15 protein-coding genes are annotated in these 13,075 nt (G+C 60.8%); 6 read left to right on the top strand and 9 right to left on the bottom strand.

Features of this window, described 5'->3' with window-relative positions; genetic code table 11:
* The first annotated feature begins 2 nt into the window (after positions 1–2).
* Both HKK54_RS17760 and HKK54_RS17755 read left to right on the top strand, forming a co-directional pair.
* A complete protein-coding gene (locus HKK54_RS17760) occupies positions 3–542 on the top strand; it encodes a hypothetical protein (protein WP_169387353.1) in 540 nt (179 codons plus the stop codon).
* A 42-nt stretch (positions 543–584) separates the two neighbouring features.
* Entirely contained in the window at positions 585–743 is a 159-nt protein-coding gene (locus HKK54_RS17755; RefSeq protein WP_158000319.1) for a hypothetical protein, read from the top strand.
* Between the two features lie 56 nt (positions 744–799).
* On the opposite strand, the gene HKK54_RS17750 is transcribed toward HKK54_RS17755, so the two are convergent.
* Together HKK54_RS17750 and cysK are read right to left on the bottom strand one after the other, a co-directional pair.
* Positions 800–1,738, bottom strand: coding sequence for an aspartyl/asparaginyl beta-hydroxylase domain-containing protein (locus HKK54_RS17750; RefSeq protein WP_169387352.1), 939 nt, complete (start codon positions 1,736–1,738; stop codon positions 800–802).
* Between the two features lie 186 nt (positions 1,739–1,924).
* Positions 1,925–2,899 (bottom strand): cysteine synthase A, encoded by a 975-nt coding sequence (gene cysK, locus HKK54_RS17745; RefSeq protein ID WP_010176514.1) that lies wholly within the window; start codon positions 2,897–2,899, stop codon positions 1,925–1,927.
* Positions 2,900–3,022: 123 nt separating this feature from the next.
* Here cysK and HKK54_RS17740 point away from each other — a divergent pair, with 123 nt between their 5' ends.
* The 3 genes from HKK54_RS17740 (at position 3,023) to HKK54_RS17730 (ending at position 6,277) form a co-directional block, all read left to right on the top strand.
* Positions 3,023–4,099, top strand: a complete 1,077-nt coding sequence (locus HKK54_RS17740) for a DUF748 domain-containing protein (protein WP_169387351.1) — start codon at positions 3,023–3,025, stop codon at positions 4,097–4,099.
* A 142-nt stretch (positions 4,100–4,241) separates the two neighbouring features.
* Positions 4,242–5,087, top strand: a complete 846-nt coding sequence (locus HKK54_RS17735; protein WP_003210690.1) for an AAA family ATPase — start codon at positions 4,242–4,244, stop codon at positions 5,085–5,087.
* 11 nt (positions 5,088–5,098) lie between these two features.
* Positions 5,099–6,277 carry a vWA domain-containing protein gene (locus tag HKK54_RS17730; RefSeq protein WP_003210689.1) on the top strand — a complete coding sequence of 393 codons (1,179 nt, stop codon included), beginning with the start codon at positions 5,099–5,101 and terminating at the stop codon, positions 6,275–6,277.
* Positions 6,278–6,366: 89 nt separating this feature from the next.
* Here HKK54_RS17730 and HKK54_RS17725 read toward each other — a convergent pair whose 3' ends face one another.
* From HKK54_RS17725 to HKK54_RS17710, 4 genes are all read right to left on the bottom strand, one after another.
* Entirely contained in the window at positions 6,367–7,290 is a 924-nt protein-coding gene (locus HKK54_RS17725) for a biotin-dependent carboxyltransferase family protein (protein ID WP_169387350.1), read from the bottom strand.
* The gene (gene pxpB, locus HKK54_RS17720; RefSeq protein WP_169387349.1) at positions 7,287–7,991 is read right to left on the bottom strand and encodes a 5-oxoprolinase subunit PxpB; all 705 of its coding nucleotides are present in this window, start codon (positions 7,989–7,991) and stop codon (positions 7,287–7,289) included. Before pxpB ends, HKK54_RS17725 begins: the two co-directional genes overlap by 4 nt.
* On the bottom strand, positions 7,988–8,731 hold the full coding sequence (locus HKK54_RS17715; RefSeq protein ID WP_010176519.1) for a 5-oxoprolinase subunit PxpA: 744 nt from the start codon (positions 8,729–8,731) through the stop codon (positions 7,988–7,990). Before HKK54_RS17715 ends, pxpB begins: the two co-directional genes overlap by 4 nt.
* Before the next feature lie 70 nt (positions 8,732–8,801).
* The gene (locus tag HKK54_RS17710) at positions 8,802–10,088 is read right to left on the bottom strand and encodes an MFS transporter (protein WP_169387348.1); all 1,287 of its coding nucleotides are present in this window, start codon (positions 10,086–10,088) and stop codon (positions 8,802–8,804) included.
* A 141-nt stretch (positions 10,089–10,229) separates the two neighbouring features.
* Here HKK54_RS17710 and HKK54_RS17705 point away from each other — a divergent pair, with 141 nt between their 5' ends.
* Positions 10,230–11,159, top strand: a complete 930-nt coding sequence (locus HKK54_RS17705) for a LysR family transcriptional regulator (protein ID WP_010176521.1) — start codon at positions 10,230–10,232, stop codon at positions 11,157–11,159.
* Positions 11,160–11,165: 6 nt separating this feature from the next.
* Here the strand turns inward: HKK54_RS17705 and HKK54_RS17700 are convergent, their stop codons facing one another.
* From HKK54_RS17700 to HKK54_RS17690, 3 genes are read right to left on the bottom strand one after another with little or no spacing between them, the layout of a single operon-like run.
* Positions 11,166–11,708: a DUF2937 family protein gene (locus HKK54_RS17700; protein WP_003210684.1), complete on the bottom strand. Its 543-nt coding sequence runs from the start codon at positions 11,706–11,708 to the stop codon at positions 11,166–11,168.
* Positions 11,709–11,719: 11 nt separating this feature from the next.
* A complete protein-coding gene (locus HKK54_RS17695) occupies positions 11,720–12,496 on the bottom strand; it encodes a class II glutamine amidotransferase (RefSeq protein ID WP_010176522.1) in 777 nt (258 codons plus the stop codon).
* Between the two features lie 30 nt (positions 12,497–12,526).
* The gene (locus HKK54_RS17690; RefSeq protein ID WP_237150957.1) at positions 12,527–13,003 is read right to left on the bottom strand and encodes an MFS transporter; all 477 of its coding nucleotides are present in this window, start codon (positions 13,001–13,003) and stop codon (positions 12,527–12,529) included.
* Positions 13,004–13,075 lie beyond the last annotated feature (72 nt).

Raw genomic sequence — 13,075 nt, 5'->3', positions numbered from 1 at the left:
AAATGCCGCGACCACACACCTTTCTCAGGTACCAGTTGAATAGGTCAAAAGCCCGCAACTTTGCCAACGCAACACTTGCCCGATTGTCGACTAAATGGGAGCACGCAACCGGCGGTATACCAAACCTCACGCACGTCCGCTTTGAAGCAATAAATGGGGCAGCCCTGGATGCTTATTACACCTGGGAGTCGCCCTGCTTTTCATGGGAAGAGGTCGTACAGTGGAAAGCGAAGGAGCTGATGTATTTCGACCTTTCAATCTGGTTGGATCGTGAACTCTGTGGACTGTGCTTTGCCAACCCGAACCACAGCCGACTGAGGATGCGGATCGTCCGATTAGAAGCAAAACCGGGAAGCGATCATTCACTGCGCGGTTACATTGCCCCGCTTGCGTTGATGGCGGTAGAGCATTACGTACGGATCGTTGGCAGCAAGGCCATCGAAATACAGCAGCCTTTACCGGGAACAGTTCCAGCCTACGAAAAACTGGGCTTTACGTTCGATGGGTCAGGCAGGCTTGCAAAGGAAATAGGCAGCGCTTAGGATCCAGACCATCGATCAATTAATGATCAATTCGGAGACACCATGAAAGGTCTCGTTCAAAATAAAGCAACAAAAAACAAAAAATCAGCCCGTAACCACGAACAGCTCACCGATGAGCTCCCGGCAATCGATCCACGCATACTTCGAGCGCTCCTTGAGGGAGTCGACGAGCCAGCAGGCGTATTGGCAGGCCGTAAATAATCCCCCCATAAAAAAACCGCTCCAACAGAGCGGTTTTTTCGTTTCAGGCACTTGAATCAGCCAAACAACCAATACCCCAACGCCGTCAGCACCACCACCGCCAGCACCGGCCGCAGGATGCGATAAGCCTTCGGATGCTTGCGCTTCCACTGCTTGACCACACCACTGAAGCTGTCACTGAAGCGCTTGCTCCAGGCATACGCCTGGTTGATCCCGCCAACGCGTTCGTCATCCAGGTTCTGTGGCGCGGTAGCGCGGCCCAGTTGGGCGCTGACCCAACGGTTGATGCGGGTCATCAGGCGGCTGCTCAGCGGGCGTTCGATGTCGCAGAACAGGATCACCCGGGTGTGCTCGGTTTCGTTCTTCACCCAGTGCACGTAGGTTTCGTCGAACATCACGTCTTCACCGTCACGCCAGGCGTATACCTGGCCGTCGACGAAGATGCGGCAGTCATCGGAGTTGGGCGTGGACAGCCCCAGGTGATAACGCAGGGAACCGGCAAACGGATCGCGATGCGGGTTGAGGTGGCTGCCACCGGGCAACAGCGCAAACATCGCGCCCTTGACGTTGGGAATGCTGCTGACCAGGGCCACGGTTTTCGGGCACAGCAGTTCAGCCGAGGGCAACGGTTTGTCGTACCACTTGAGGTAGAAACGCTTCCAGCCCTTCTTGAAGAACGAGCCAAAACCGGCGTCGTTGTTCTTCTCGGCCGCGCGGATGTAGCCCTCGTCGAACAGGTGCATGGCCTCTTCGCGAATCACTTCCCAGTTGTCCTTGAGCACGTCCAGCTCCGGGAACTTGCTGCGGTCCAGGTACGGCTTGGACGGCACGGCAGAGAAGAGGTACATCAAGGCGTTGTACGGAGCGAACAGCGCCGAATGGTTGACGAACTGACGCAACATCGGCAAACGGGCCTTGCCACGCAAATGCACATACAGCGTGCTGCCGATAAACAGCAGCAACACCGACAGTTTGGCGGCCAAAGAAAAGGTCATGCAGCAACTCCTGGAAATAGGCGTCTGGCGATTAGCCTCCCGGCTTGGGGAAACCAGACGTAGCAGCCGGCCATGATAAACACTCCGGGCCTCGGGAAAAACCCGCGCACTCCAACAATCAGCATCTAGCGGTGCGCGATAACGGGCCAATTATGCATAAGGGCCACGCCATCGCGCTGATTTGAATCAAGCCTGGTTTTCCTGATCGGTGAACAAATCGGCGAACAACATGCTCGACAGGTAGCGTTCACCGGAGTCCGGCAGCACCACCACGATGGTCTTGCCCTGCATTTCCGGCTTCTCGGCCAGGCGCACCGCCACGGCCATCGCCGCGCCGCAGGAGATACCGCACAGAATCCCCTCCTCCTGCATCAAGCGCAACGCCATGGCCTTGGACTCTTCGTCGCTGACCAGTTCGACCCGGTCGACCATCGACAGGTCGAGGTTTTTCGGCACAAAACCGGCGCCGATGCCCTGGATCTTGTGGGGGCTGGGCTTGATCTCTTCACCGGCCAGCGCCTGGGTAATCACCGGCGAGCTGATGGGCTCCACCGCCACCGACAGGATCGGCTTGCCCTGGATGTTCTTGATGTAGCGCGACACCCCGGTGATGGTGCCGCCGGTGCCTACGCCTGCCACCAGCACGTCCACGGCGCCATCGGTGTCATTCCAGATTTCCGGACCGGTGGTTTTCTCGTGGATCGCCGGGTTGGCCGGGTTTTCGAACTGGGCCGGCATAAAGTACTTGGCCGGGTCGCTGGCGAGGATTTCGCCGGCTTTTTCGATCGCGCCCTTCATGCCCTTGGCCGGCTCGGTCAGCACCAGTTCGGCGCCGAGGGCCTTGAGCACCTTGCGTCGCTCGATGCTCATGGAGGCGGGCATGGTCAGCAACAGCTTGTAACCACGGGCGGCGGCGACAAACGCCAGGCCGATACCGGTGTTGCCGGAAGTCGGTTCGACAATGGTCATGCCGGGCTTGAGTTTGCCGCTGCCTTCGGCGTCCCAGATCATGTTTGCGCCAATCCGGCACTTCACCGAATACCCCGGGTTACGCCCTTCGATCTTGGCCAGGATGGTCACGCCACGCGGGGCGATACGGTTGATCTGAACCAGGGGCGTGTTACCGATGGAGTGCGCGTTGTCTGCAAAAATGCGGCTCATGACGGGTCCTTAAGGCAATTTCAGGAAGGCCCCAAGGGTATGCCTCGTGTTGCGAGGCGTCCAGTCAAGCGAACGTCCGGCGGCGCCAGCAGTCAATCGCCTACACGGATGGAGAAATTTCCTATGAAACGTCGCTACAGTTGGCCGCTCTGGACCCTCGTCGGGATCGTGGTACTGCTGGTCGTCCTGGATATCGCCCTGCCCTATCTGGTGCGCAATTACCTGAATGACAAACTCGCCGACATGGGCGACTACCGCGGCCAGGTCACCGATGTCGACCTCGCGTTGTGGCGCGGCGCCTATCGAATCAATGGTTTGCAGATCGTCAAGGTCGACGGCAAGGTGCCGGTACCGTTCGTCAAGGTGCCGGTGATCGACCTGTCGGTCAGTTGGCACTCGCTGTGGTACGACCATGCAGTCGTGGCCGAGGCACAGTTCATCAAGCCGGAGCTGAACTTTGTCGACGGTGGCACCAACAAACAGGCGTCCCAGACCGGTCAGGGCACCGACTGGCGGGCACAACTGGGCAAACTGTTGCCGATCACCCTCAACGAGGTGCGCATCGACGACGGAAAGATCGCCTTCCACAATTTCAGCTCGAAACCACCGGTCAATCTGTACGCTACCCAGGTCAATGCCAGCTTCTACAACCTGACCAACGTGGTGGACGTCAAAGGCCAGCGCGACGCACGCTTCGACGGCAAGGCGCTGTTCCTGGGCCAGGCACCGCTGGAAGCCACCGCTACGTTCGACCCCTTGAGCAATTTCGAAAACTTCGAATTCCGCTTCCGGGCCCGGGATATCGAGCTCAAGCGCATGAATGACTTCGCCTCGGCCTACGGCAAGTTCGACTTCAATGCGGGCACCGGCGACCTGGTGGTCGAGGCACAGGCCGAAAAGGGCCAACTGACGGGCTACATCAAGCCGCTGTTGCGCAATGTCGAAGTGTTCAACTGGCAACAGGACGTAGAGAACAAGGACAAGGGCATCTTCCGTTCAATCTGGGAGGCGGTGGTTGGCGCCAGCGAGACCGTGCTGAAAAACCAGAACAAAAACCAGTTTGCCACCCGCGTAGAGCTGAGCGGCAACGTTCACCAGCAAGATATCAGCGCGTTCCAGGCGTTTTTGCAGATTTTGCGTAATGGTTTTGTCCAGGCCTTCAACGCTCGCTATGAACAGCCCAAGCCTTCGGCAAATTGATGTCAGACGTGACTGCCCATTCAGAGACTGAATAGCCCGTCTGCGTTCACAGTCGCCGGGGCTGCGCGGTATAGTCGGGCAAAGCTGATTACTCGCCCGCTTCGGTCCCGGACCGTTCGGCGTCACGTTCGAGGATTGATAGATGAAGTTCGAAGGCACCCAGGCCTACGTTGCCACCGATGACCTGAAACTGGCCGTCAACGCCGCCATCACGCTGGAGCGGCCGCTGCTGGTCAAGGGCGAACCGGGCACCGGCAAGACCATGCTCGCCGAACAACTGGCCGAGTCCTTTGGCGCCAAACTGATCACCTGGCACATCAAGTCCACCACCAAGGCCCACCAAGGCCTCTACGAGTACGACGCGGTGAGCCGCCTGCGGGACTCGCAACTGGGCGTGGACAAGGTGCATGACGTTCGCAACTACCTGAAAAAGGGCAAGCTCTGGGAGGCTTTCGAGTCCGAGGAGCGGGTGATTCTGCTGATCGACGAAATCGACAAGGCCGACATCGAATTCCCCAACGACCTGCTGCAAGAACTCGACAAGATGGAGTTCTACGTCTACGAAATCGACGAGACCATCAAGGCCAAGAAGCGCCCGATCATCATCATTACCTCCAACAACGAAAAAGAGCTGCCGGACGCCTTCCTGCGCCGCTGCTTCTTCCACTACATCGCCTTCCCGGACCGCACCACCCTGCAAAAAATCGTCGACGTGCACTACCCGGATATAAAGAAAGACCTGGTCAGCGAAGCGCTGGACGTGTTCTTCGACGTGCGCAAGGTACCGGGCCTGAAGAAAAAACCGTCCACCTCCGAACTGGTGGACTGGCTCAAACTGCTGATGGCCGACAACATCGGCGAAGCGGTGCTGCGCGAGCGCGACCCCACCAAGGCCATCCCGCCCCTGGCCGGTGCCCTGGTGAAAAACGAGCAAGACGTGCAGTTGCTGGAACGCCTGGCGTTCATGAGCCGTCGCGGTAACCGATAAGGGCGATCGCCATGCTGCTCAACCTGTTCAATGAAATGCGTGCAGCCAAGGTGCCCGTCTCGGTGCGCGAGCTGCTGGACCTGATCAACGCGCTGAAACAGCGCGTGACCTTCGCCGACATGGACGAGTTTTACTACTTGGCCCGGGCGATCCTGGTGAAGGACGAACGGCATTTCGACAAATTCGACCGAGCCTTCGGCGCCTACTTCAATGGCCTGGAAAAACTCGACGATCACCTGCAGGCGCTGATCCCCGAAGACTGGCTGCGCAAGGAGTTCGAACGCTCGCTGACCGACGAGGAACGCGCGCAAATCCAGTCCCTTGGCGGGTTGGACAAGCTGATCGAAGAATTCAAGAAGCGCCTGGAAGAACAGAAGGAACGCCACGCCGGCGGCAACAAGTGGATCGGCACCGGCGGCACCAGCCCGTTCGGCTCCGGCGGCTTCAACCCCGAAGGCATTCGCGTGGGTGATGCCGGCAAGCGCCAGGGCAAGGCGGTCAAGGTCTGGGACCAGCGCGAGTACAAGAACCTCGATGACTCGGTGGAACTGGGCACGCGCAACATCAAGATCGCCCTGCGCCGCCTGCGCAAGTTCGCGCGCCAGGGTGCGGCGGAAGAGCTCGACATCGACGGCACCATCGACCATACGGCGCGCGATGCCGGGTTGCTGAATATCCAGATGCGCCCGGAGCGGCGCAACACCATCAAGCTGCTGTTGCTGTTCGACATTGGCGGGTCGATGGATGCCCATGTGAAGACTTGCGAAGAGCTGTTCTCCGCGTGCAAGACCGAGTTCAAGCACCTGGAGTACTTCTACTTCCACAACTTCATTTATGAATCGGTATGGAAGAACAACATGCGCCGGGGTTCGGAACGTACCTCGACCCAGGACTTGCTGCACAAGTACGGCGCCGACTACAAAGTGATCTTTATCGGCGATGCGGCCATGGCGCCGTATGAAATCACCCAGGCCGGCGGCAGCGTCGAGCACTGGAACGAAGAACCCGGGTACGTGTGGATGCAGCGGTTCATGGAGAAGTACAAGAAGCTGATCTGGATTAATCCGTATCCAAAAGATACCTGGGGCTATACCGCGTCCACCGGGATTGTCCGGGACTTGATCGAGGACCAGATGTTTCCGTTGACGTTGCGGGGGCTTGAGGAAGGTATGCGCTTTCTTTCCAAATAGGCGGAGCACTCACTGACGCCATCGCAGGCAAGCCAGCTCCCACAGGGAATGCATTCCAAATTGTGGGACCTGGCTTGCCTGCGATGCTTTTAGCGGTCCATAAAGCGGCGCAAATACTCCACATGCTGCCGATGCGCCGTCTCTTGCACCACCGGCGCCAATCGCACCTTCTCCCCCGGCAAACACTGCGCCAGCCGCGCCAACGCCAATGGCGTCAACGCGCCCAATCGTGGGTAGCCGCCAATGGTCTGCCGATCGTTGAGCAACACGATCGGCTGCCCGTCCGGCGGCACCTGGATCGCGCCCAGCGGTATGCCTTCCGAGATCAGCGACGGCCCCTGGTACTGCAACGGCGTGCCCAGCAAGCGCATGCCCATGCGATCGGCGCGGCTGTCGAGCGTCCACTCGCTGTTGAACACATCAAACAGACTCTGCCCACCAAACTGGCCAATCTGTGCCCCGAGGATCACCTCCAGTGGCGCCTTCGCGTCCAGTTTCGGCAACTGCCCCGCGGACAACTCCCGCATTGCACCGCCCGTGCCTGAATACGTCAGCTGCGCACCTTCAGCCAGCGCCCGGCCAAAACCATCCAGCCCGCCCAGCTCCTCACGCCCCACCGTGGCGCAACTGCCCAGCACCTGCGGCGCATCGAACCCGCCCGGCGCGGCGAGGTAAGCCCGCGCACCACTGAAGGGCTGGGTAAAACGCAAACACTGGCCTTTTTGCAGAATAAAGCTGCGTCCCGGGCTGATGGCGCGCTCATCAACATAAGCGCCCAGGTCCGCCCCGGCCAGCGCCAGCAGGCAATAGCCCTCGGCCTGCACCGTAAAGCCGCCCAGGGTGATTTCCACCACCGGCGCGTCCAGGGCATTGCCCAGCAACCAATTGGCCCACGACATTGATACCCAATCCAGCGCACCGCCCTGGGTCACGCCCAAATGCCTTACGCCAAAGCGTCCGGCGTCCTGCAACAGGCACAGCGGTGTGCTGGCCTCGATCATCAAGCGGCTCATGCCTGCGCCTCCAACGGCGTGTCATCGCCACCCAGGTGGATGAATTCGCTGTGGCTGACGGCTTCGTAACGCACGGTGTCCCCCGGCTGCATCAGGCTGTAGCCGTCGCGCTCGCGGTCAAACAGCTTGGCCGGCGTGCGGCCGATCAGGTTCCAGCCGCCCGGCGATACCACCGGATAGGCCGCCGTCTGCCGCTCGGCGATCCCCACGCTGCCGGCCGCTACTCGCTTGCGCGGCGTACTGAGACGAGGCGTGGCGAGCTGTTCATCCACCAGCCCCATAAAGGCAAACCCCGGGGCGAAGCCCAAGGCGAAGACCTGATACTCGTGCTGGCTGTGGCGACGAATCACCTCCTCCACCGCCAGGCCACTGCGCTGCGCGAGCAATGTCAGCTCGGGGCCAACACTCAGGTCATACCAAACCGGCAACACATGGCATTGCCCGCTGCCCTTGGGCTCTGGCTGCAATTCTTCAAGCGCCTGATCGATCAACACCCTGGCCTGGCCCGGGTCCAGCGCCAACAGGTCGTAGTGCACCATCAGGGTCGTGTAGGACGGCACCAGGTCCACCAGCGCAGGGCCAAACCCTTCCCTCAGCCGCCGTGTGGCGGCGAGCATCCAGGGCATGTTGTCTTCGGCGATCACATCAAACAGGCGCACCATCAGGCAGTCGATGGCCACTACTTCAATCCGTGGCTTCATGCTGGGGTCAACGCCGCGCGGATGCGCTGCACGGCGGCCACCGAGCTGGCGTTATCGCCATGCACACACAAGGTATTGGCCTGCAGATGTAACGGGCTGCCGTCGCTGGCGACCAGGTGCTCACCGCGAGCGATGATCAGGGCCTGCTGGATGATCTTTTCCGGATCGTGGTGCACCGCGCCCGGCAACTGGCGGGAGACCAGATGGCCGGCGCTGTCGTAGGCCCGGTCAGCGAACGCTTCGAACCACAAGGTCACGCCATATTCGTCACCCAGGGCCTGGGCGGCACTGTTGTCGCGGGTGGCCATCAGCATCAGGGGCAGGCTGGCGTCGTAGGCCGCCACGGCCTGGATCACTGCGCGCAATTGGGCCGGCTTGGCCATCATGTCGTTGTACATCGCGCCATGGGGTTTGACGTAGCTGACACGCCCGCCCTGGGCCCGGCAAATGCCGTCGAGGGCGCCGATCTGGTAGTGCAACAGGTCCTGGATTTCCTGCGGGGTGTAGGCCATCGAGCGGCGGCCGAAACCCTGCAAATCCTGGTACGCCGGGTGCGCACCCACCTGCACGCCATGCTGGAAGGCCAGGCTGACGGTCTTGCGCATGATGCTCGGGTCGCCGGCGTGGAAGCCGCAGGCAACGTTGGCGCAATCAATGAACGGCATGACCTCGGCGTCCAGACCCAAGGTCCAGTTGCCAAAGCTTTCGCCGATGTCGCAGTTCAATAGCAGGCGGCTCACGGTGAGGGCTCCTGTAGTCTTTATATTTTTCTAGTGTGGGACCTTTCTTCAAGATCCCGCAACGTTCAGGTTACTGTGCTTCAAGCTGCTTGCCACGGGTTTCCGGCAGGCTCAGCGCCGCCAGGATCACCACGCCGTAGGACACCGCCGCAAACCCGCCAATGCCCATACTCAGGGGCACCTTCTGGCTCAACAGGCCAATCAGCAGCGGGAAGAACGCCGCGAGTGCCCGGCCGATGTTGTAGCAAAAACCCTGGCCAGAACCACGAATCCGGGTGGGAAACAGCTCGGTGAGAAACGCGCCCATGCCGCTGAAAATCCCCGAGGCAAAGAAGCCCAGGGGGAAACCCAGCCACAGCATGACCTGGTTGCTGACCTGCAGTTGGGTGTAGAGCACGACGATGATGAAGGAGCCCACGGCGAACAAAATAAAGTTCTTTTTGCGCCCGAGCAGGTCGGTCATGTAGGCACTGATCACATAGCCCACGTAGGAACCCACGATCACCATGGCCAGATATCCGCCGGTACCGAGGACACTTAAGCCCCGTTCGTTTTTCAGAAAGGTCGGCAGCCACGACGTGATGGCGTAATACCCACCCAGCGCGCCGGTGGTCAGCAGCGAAGCGCGAAGCGTGGTGCTGAGCATGCCGGGGGCGAAAATCTCGTAGAACTTCGCCGGGTTGCTCGGTGCTTCCTTCGCTTTGGCCTGGCGATAAATCTCCGGGTCCTTGACCAGGCGCCGCACAAAAATCACGAAGATCGCCGGCAGCAGGCCCAACATGAACAGCGCGCGCCAGGCGTCTTCCGGGGGCAACCAGGAGTACAACAGTGCATAAAGAATCGCCGTGATGCCCCAGCCCAGTGCCCAGCCGGACTGCACCATGCCCACCGCCTTGCCGCGGTCCTTGGCGCGAATCACCTCGCCCATCAGCACGGCGCCGGCGGTCCATTCGCCGCCAAAACCAAAGCCCATCAAGGTACGCGCCACCAGCAACTGCTCGTAGCTTTGCGCCAGGCCACACAGGAAGGTGAACACCGCAAACCACAGCACCGTCAGCTGCAGGGTGAGCACGCGGCCAATGCGGTCCGACAGGATGCCGGCGATCCAGCCGCCCAGTGCCGAAGCGATCAGAGTGCTGGTGTGGATCAGGCCTGCCTGGCCGGTGGTAATGCTCCACATCGCAATCAGTGTCGGGACCACAAAGCTGAGCATCTGGGTGTCCATGCCGTCCAGGCCGTAGCCGATCTTGCAGCTCCAGAACGTACGGCGCTCCTGCTGGTTGATATTGCGGTACCAGTCAAACGGTCCGGCGCGGCGTTCGGGCTTGGCCACCTCCAGGGTATCGGGCGCACTCATGGCGGATCTCCACGTGAATATTATTGGTATTGTTCTGGGCCCCTACGACGCTTATCGTGAGACGAGCCGATTTTTGGCGTGCGACCCCTGCTGCGTCCAACTAATAAAAACCGCCCCAATGCATAAGAAAAAGTTGATCCCATGAATTTGAAGTTCCTTGAAACCTTCGTCTGGGTGGCCAAGCTCAAGAGCTTTCGCCTCACCGCCGAAAAGCTCTTCACCACCCAGGCGTCGATTTCCAGCCGCATCGCGGTGCTGGAAAGTGAACTGGGGGTGAAGCTGTTCCTGCGCGATTCCCGCGGCGTGAGCCTGACCCCGGAAGGGGTGAAGGTGCTGGATTACGCCGAGCAGATGATGGCCACCATGCAAGGGCTCAAGCAGTCCCTGGAAACCACCAGCAGCCAGGTTGGGCGGATCCGCATCGGGGTGATGGACACGGTGATCCACACCTGGCTCAGCCCGCTGGTGACCGAGTTGATGGAGCGCTTTCCGCGGGTGGAGATCGAACTGGTGGCCGACACCTCGTTCAACCTCATCGATCAATTGCAAAAAGGTTTTCTCGACCTGATCCTGCAAACCGACCTGCTGCGCCAGGAAACCCTGCGCAGCCTGGAACTGGCCAGCCACCCCATGGGCTGGATCGTCGCCAGCGACTCGATCCACAACCGCAACTACGCCTCCCTCGCCGAACTGGCCCAGGAACGCATCATCACCTACTCGAAAAACTCCTGCCCGCACCAGGACGTGCTCAGCCTGATGCAAGCCAACGGCGTGGCTGCGCCCAGGATGAACTGCGTGAATTCGGTGTCGGCGATTACCCGTTTGCTGCGCGACGGGTTCGGGATTGGCGCGTTGCCGCCGGTGCTGGTCAGGGAAGAGTTGGCGCGGGGCGAGATGACCCTGCTGGCCATGGCACAGCGCCCGCCGAACCTGCAGGTGGTGGTGTCGTGGCGGGTCGGGGTGGAGTTGGTGGAGGAAATCGTGGCGCTGTGCCAGATCGTGGTGGGGCGGTATGCGCAGAAGGTCGGCGAGGGTTTGATGGTGCTGAGCAAACCCTCGGCCGGACCGTAACCGGTCCTACAACCCTTTCAGGTCCCGCTCTTCAATCGGCCGGCTCTGGCGCAGGCGCTTGCCGCCCAACACCACCCAGTCGATCAGGCGGAACAGGCATTCGATGCCAAACGACAACAGCATCGCGCCGCCCAGGCCCCAGCCCATGGCTTCCGGGGTCAGCAACAGCATGTAGCTGTAGCCGTTCCAGGTTTCCTGGCGAATCGCCGGGTCGGCGGCCACGGCCACTTGCAGCGCGCGGATGTACCACGGGCCTTGCATCGCCTGGAATTGCTTATCCAGCGCTACCTGACGGTCGAGCAAGGTCCCCAGGCTGTTGGCATCGCTGCGAAACACCGGGTCGTCACTGGCCCGGTAATGAGCCACCAGCGCCTGCAAGTCGCCGTTGAAGAACTGCTGCGCCGTGGCATCGAAGCCGCGCAGGCCGGTCTGGGCCTCGATCAAATGGGCTTCGACGCGCTTGGCGTAGTCGCTGATAAACCCCGGCACCTGCACACCCACCAGCAGGCCCACGGCAAACAGCACCAGTCGCAAATAGCTGAGCAACATATTCGGCGTCCTTACTCGGTTGTACCTTGGGAGACGCATTCACCGCGTCGCCACAGGCTCCACTGGCCCGGTTCGTAGCGGGTCCAAGTCTCGTTTTCGGTCAGGGGCTCGGTTGCGATCACCGTTACCACATCATTTGGCGTGGTTTCGGCCTGAAAATCGACGATCACGTCGACATCTTTCAAGCGCGCAGGGCCAAACGGCGCACGCCGGGTGATCTGCGCCAGTTTGGTCGAGCAATAGCAGAACAGCCAGTCACCGTCGCTCAGCAGGCAGTTGAACACGCCCTTGCTGCGGTATTCGCTGCAGGCGGCAATCAGGTCGGGCAGCACCTGTTCGATGTCCACCGGCTCCGGGAACGCTTCACGGACGCGGTTGAGCAAATCGCAGAACGCCGCTTCGCTGTCGGTATCGCCCACCGGGCGGTAGAACGTGGCGCGAGGATTGAAGTCCGCCAGTTGGCCGTTATGGGCGAAACACCAGTTGCGGCCCCACAGTTCACGCACGAACGGATGGGTATTGGACAGGCACACCTTGCCGACATTGGCCTGGCGGATATGGCCAATCACCACTTCACTCTTGATGGGATAACGCTGCACCAGCAGCGCGACTTCCGATTCGCTGCTGGCCGCCGGGTCCTGGAACAACCGCAGGCCGCGGCCCTCGTAGAAGGCGATGCCCCAACCGTCGCGGTGGGGGCCGGTACGTCCGCCGCGCTGCATCAGCCCGGTAAAGCTGAAGACGATATCGGTCGGTACGTTGGCACTCATGCCCAATAATTCACACATGCCAGGCTTCTCGATACAGGGCGTACAACGTTAAAGACGCGGTTCGACCCGCATACCGCTGACAGGGGCAGGACGACCGTAACGCTCATCGGCGAACGGCTCGTCGTCATCCGGCTCGGCGGCAGCGGCTGCCGCAGCGGCGGCCTTCTGCTCACGACGGGTCCTGGCGGCACGCTCGATGGGCCAGCGAATCAGCACAAAAACCAGGTACACGCCGAACGCGATCATGGAATACATGAACAGATCGGAGATCGCCCGCCAGGCGTTGTTGCCGACCTTCAGCACCAGGTCCAGGGCGGTAATGGCCACGGCCGGGGCGAACTGGGTCTTCACCGGGTCGACAATGGTCGGGCTGAACAGCAGCACCGCCACCAGCAACCGCAGCGGCTCGCGCAGCCAGCGCCACATCCAGCGGGTCATGGCAAACCACACCAACAGGCAACCCAGGGCTGCGAAGGCGTAGAGGCCCCAAGCGATCAGATAGTCGTTCTCGGTCATGGTGTCCATGGCAAGGTAGGCAAACAGGCCGCTATGATAACGGCTTTTCAGTGCCGAGGCTGCAATGCCGTCGGCCAACCG

Origin of the sequence: Pseudomonas sp. ADAK13 (assembly GCF_012935715.1) — a bacterium.
Lineage (GTDB): Bacteria > Pseudomonadota > Gammaproteobacteria > Pseudomonadales > Pseudomonadaceae > Aquipseudomonas.
The sequence above is the reverse complement of the archived record's forward strand: the minus strand, read 5'-3'. Positions and strand labels throughout refer to the sequence as shown.

Bases quoted from the DNA above. Each gene is read 5' to 3' on its own strand.
- HKK54_RS17750 (WP_169387352.1), bottom strand. From the start codon at position 1,738: ATGACCTTTTCTTTGGCCGCCAAACTGTCGGTGTTGCTGCTGTTTATC.
- HKK54_RS17700 (WP_003210684.1), bottom strand. From the start codon at position 11,708: ATGTTGCTCAGCTATTTGCGACTGGTGCTGTTTGCCGTGGGCCTGCTG.
- pxpB (WP_169387349.1), bottom strand. From the start codon at position 7,991: ATGAAGCCACGGATTGAAGTAGTGGCCATCGACTGCCTGATGGTGCGC.
- HKK54_RS17695 (WP_010176522.1), bottom strand. From the start codon at position 12,496: ATGTGTGAATTATTGGGCATGAGTGCCAACGTACCGACCGATATCGTC.
- cysK (WP_010176514.1), bottom strand. From the start codon at position 2,899: ATGAGCCGCATTTTTGCAGACAACGCGCACTCCATCGGTAACACGCCC.
- HKK54_RS17705 (WP_010176521.1), top strand. From the start codon at position 10,230: ATGAATTTGAAGTTCCTTGAAACCTTCGTCTGGGTGGCCAAGCTCAAG.
- HKK54_RS17735 (WP_003210690.1), top strand. From the start codon at position 4,242: ATGAAGTTCGAAGGCACCCAGGCCTACGTTGCCACCGATGACCTGAAA.
- HKK54_RS17690 (WP_237150957.1), bottom strand. From the start codon at position 13,003: ATGGACACCATGACCGAGAACGACTATCTGATCGCTTGGGGCCTCTAC.
- HKK54_RS17760 (WP_169387353.1), top strand. From the start codon at position 3: ATGCCGCGACCACACACCTTTCTCAGGTACCAGTTGAATAGGTCAAAA.
- HKK54_RS17730 (WP_003210689.1), top strand. From the start codon at position 5,099: ATGCTGCTCAACCTGTTCAATGAAATGCGTGCAGCCAAGGTGCCCGTC.
- HKK54_RS17710 (WP_169387348.1), bottom strand. From the start codon at position 10,088: ATGAGTGCGCCCGATACCCTGGAGGTGGCCAAGCCCGAACGCCGCGCC.
- HKK54_RS17740 (WP_169387351.1), top strand. From the start codon at position 3,023: ATGAAACGTCGCTACAGTTGGCCGCTCTGGACCCTCGTCGGGATCGTG.
- HKK54_RS17755 (WP_158000319.1), top strand. From the start codon at position 585: ATGAAAGGTCTCGTTCAAAATAAAGCAACAAAAAACAAAAAATCAGCC.
- HKK54_RS17725 (WP_169387350.1), bottom strand. From the start codon at position 7,290: ATGAGCCGCTTGATGATCGAGGCCAGCACACCGCTGTGCCTGTTGCAG.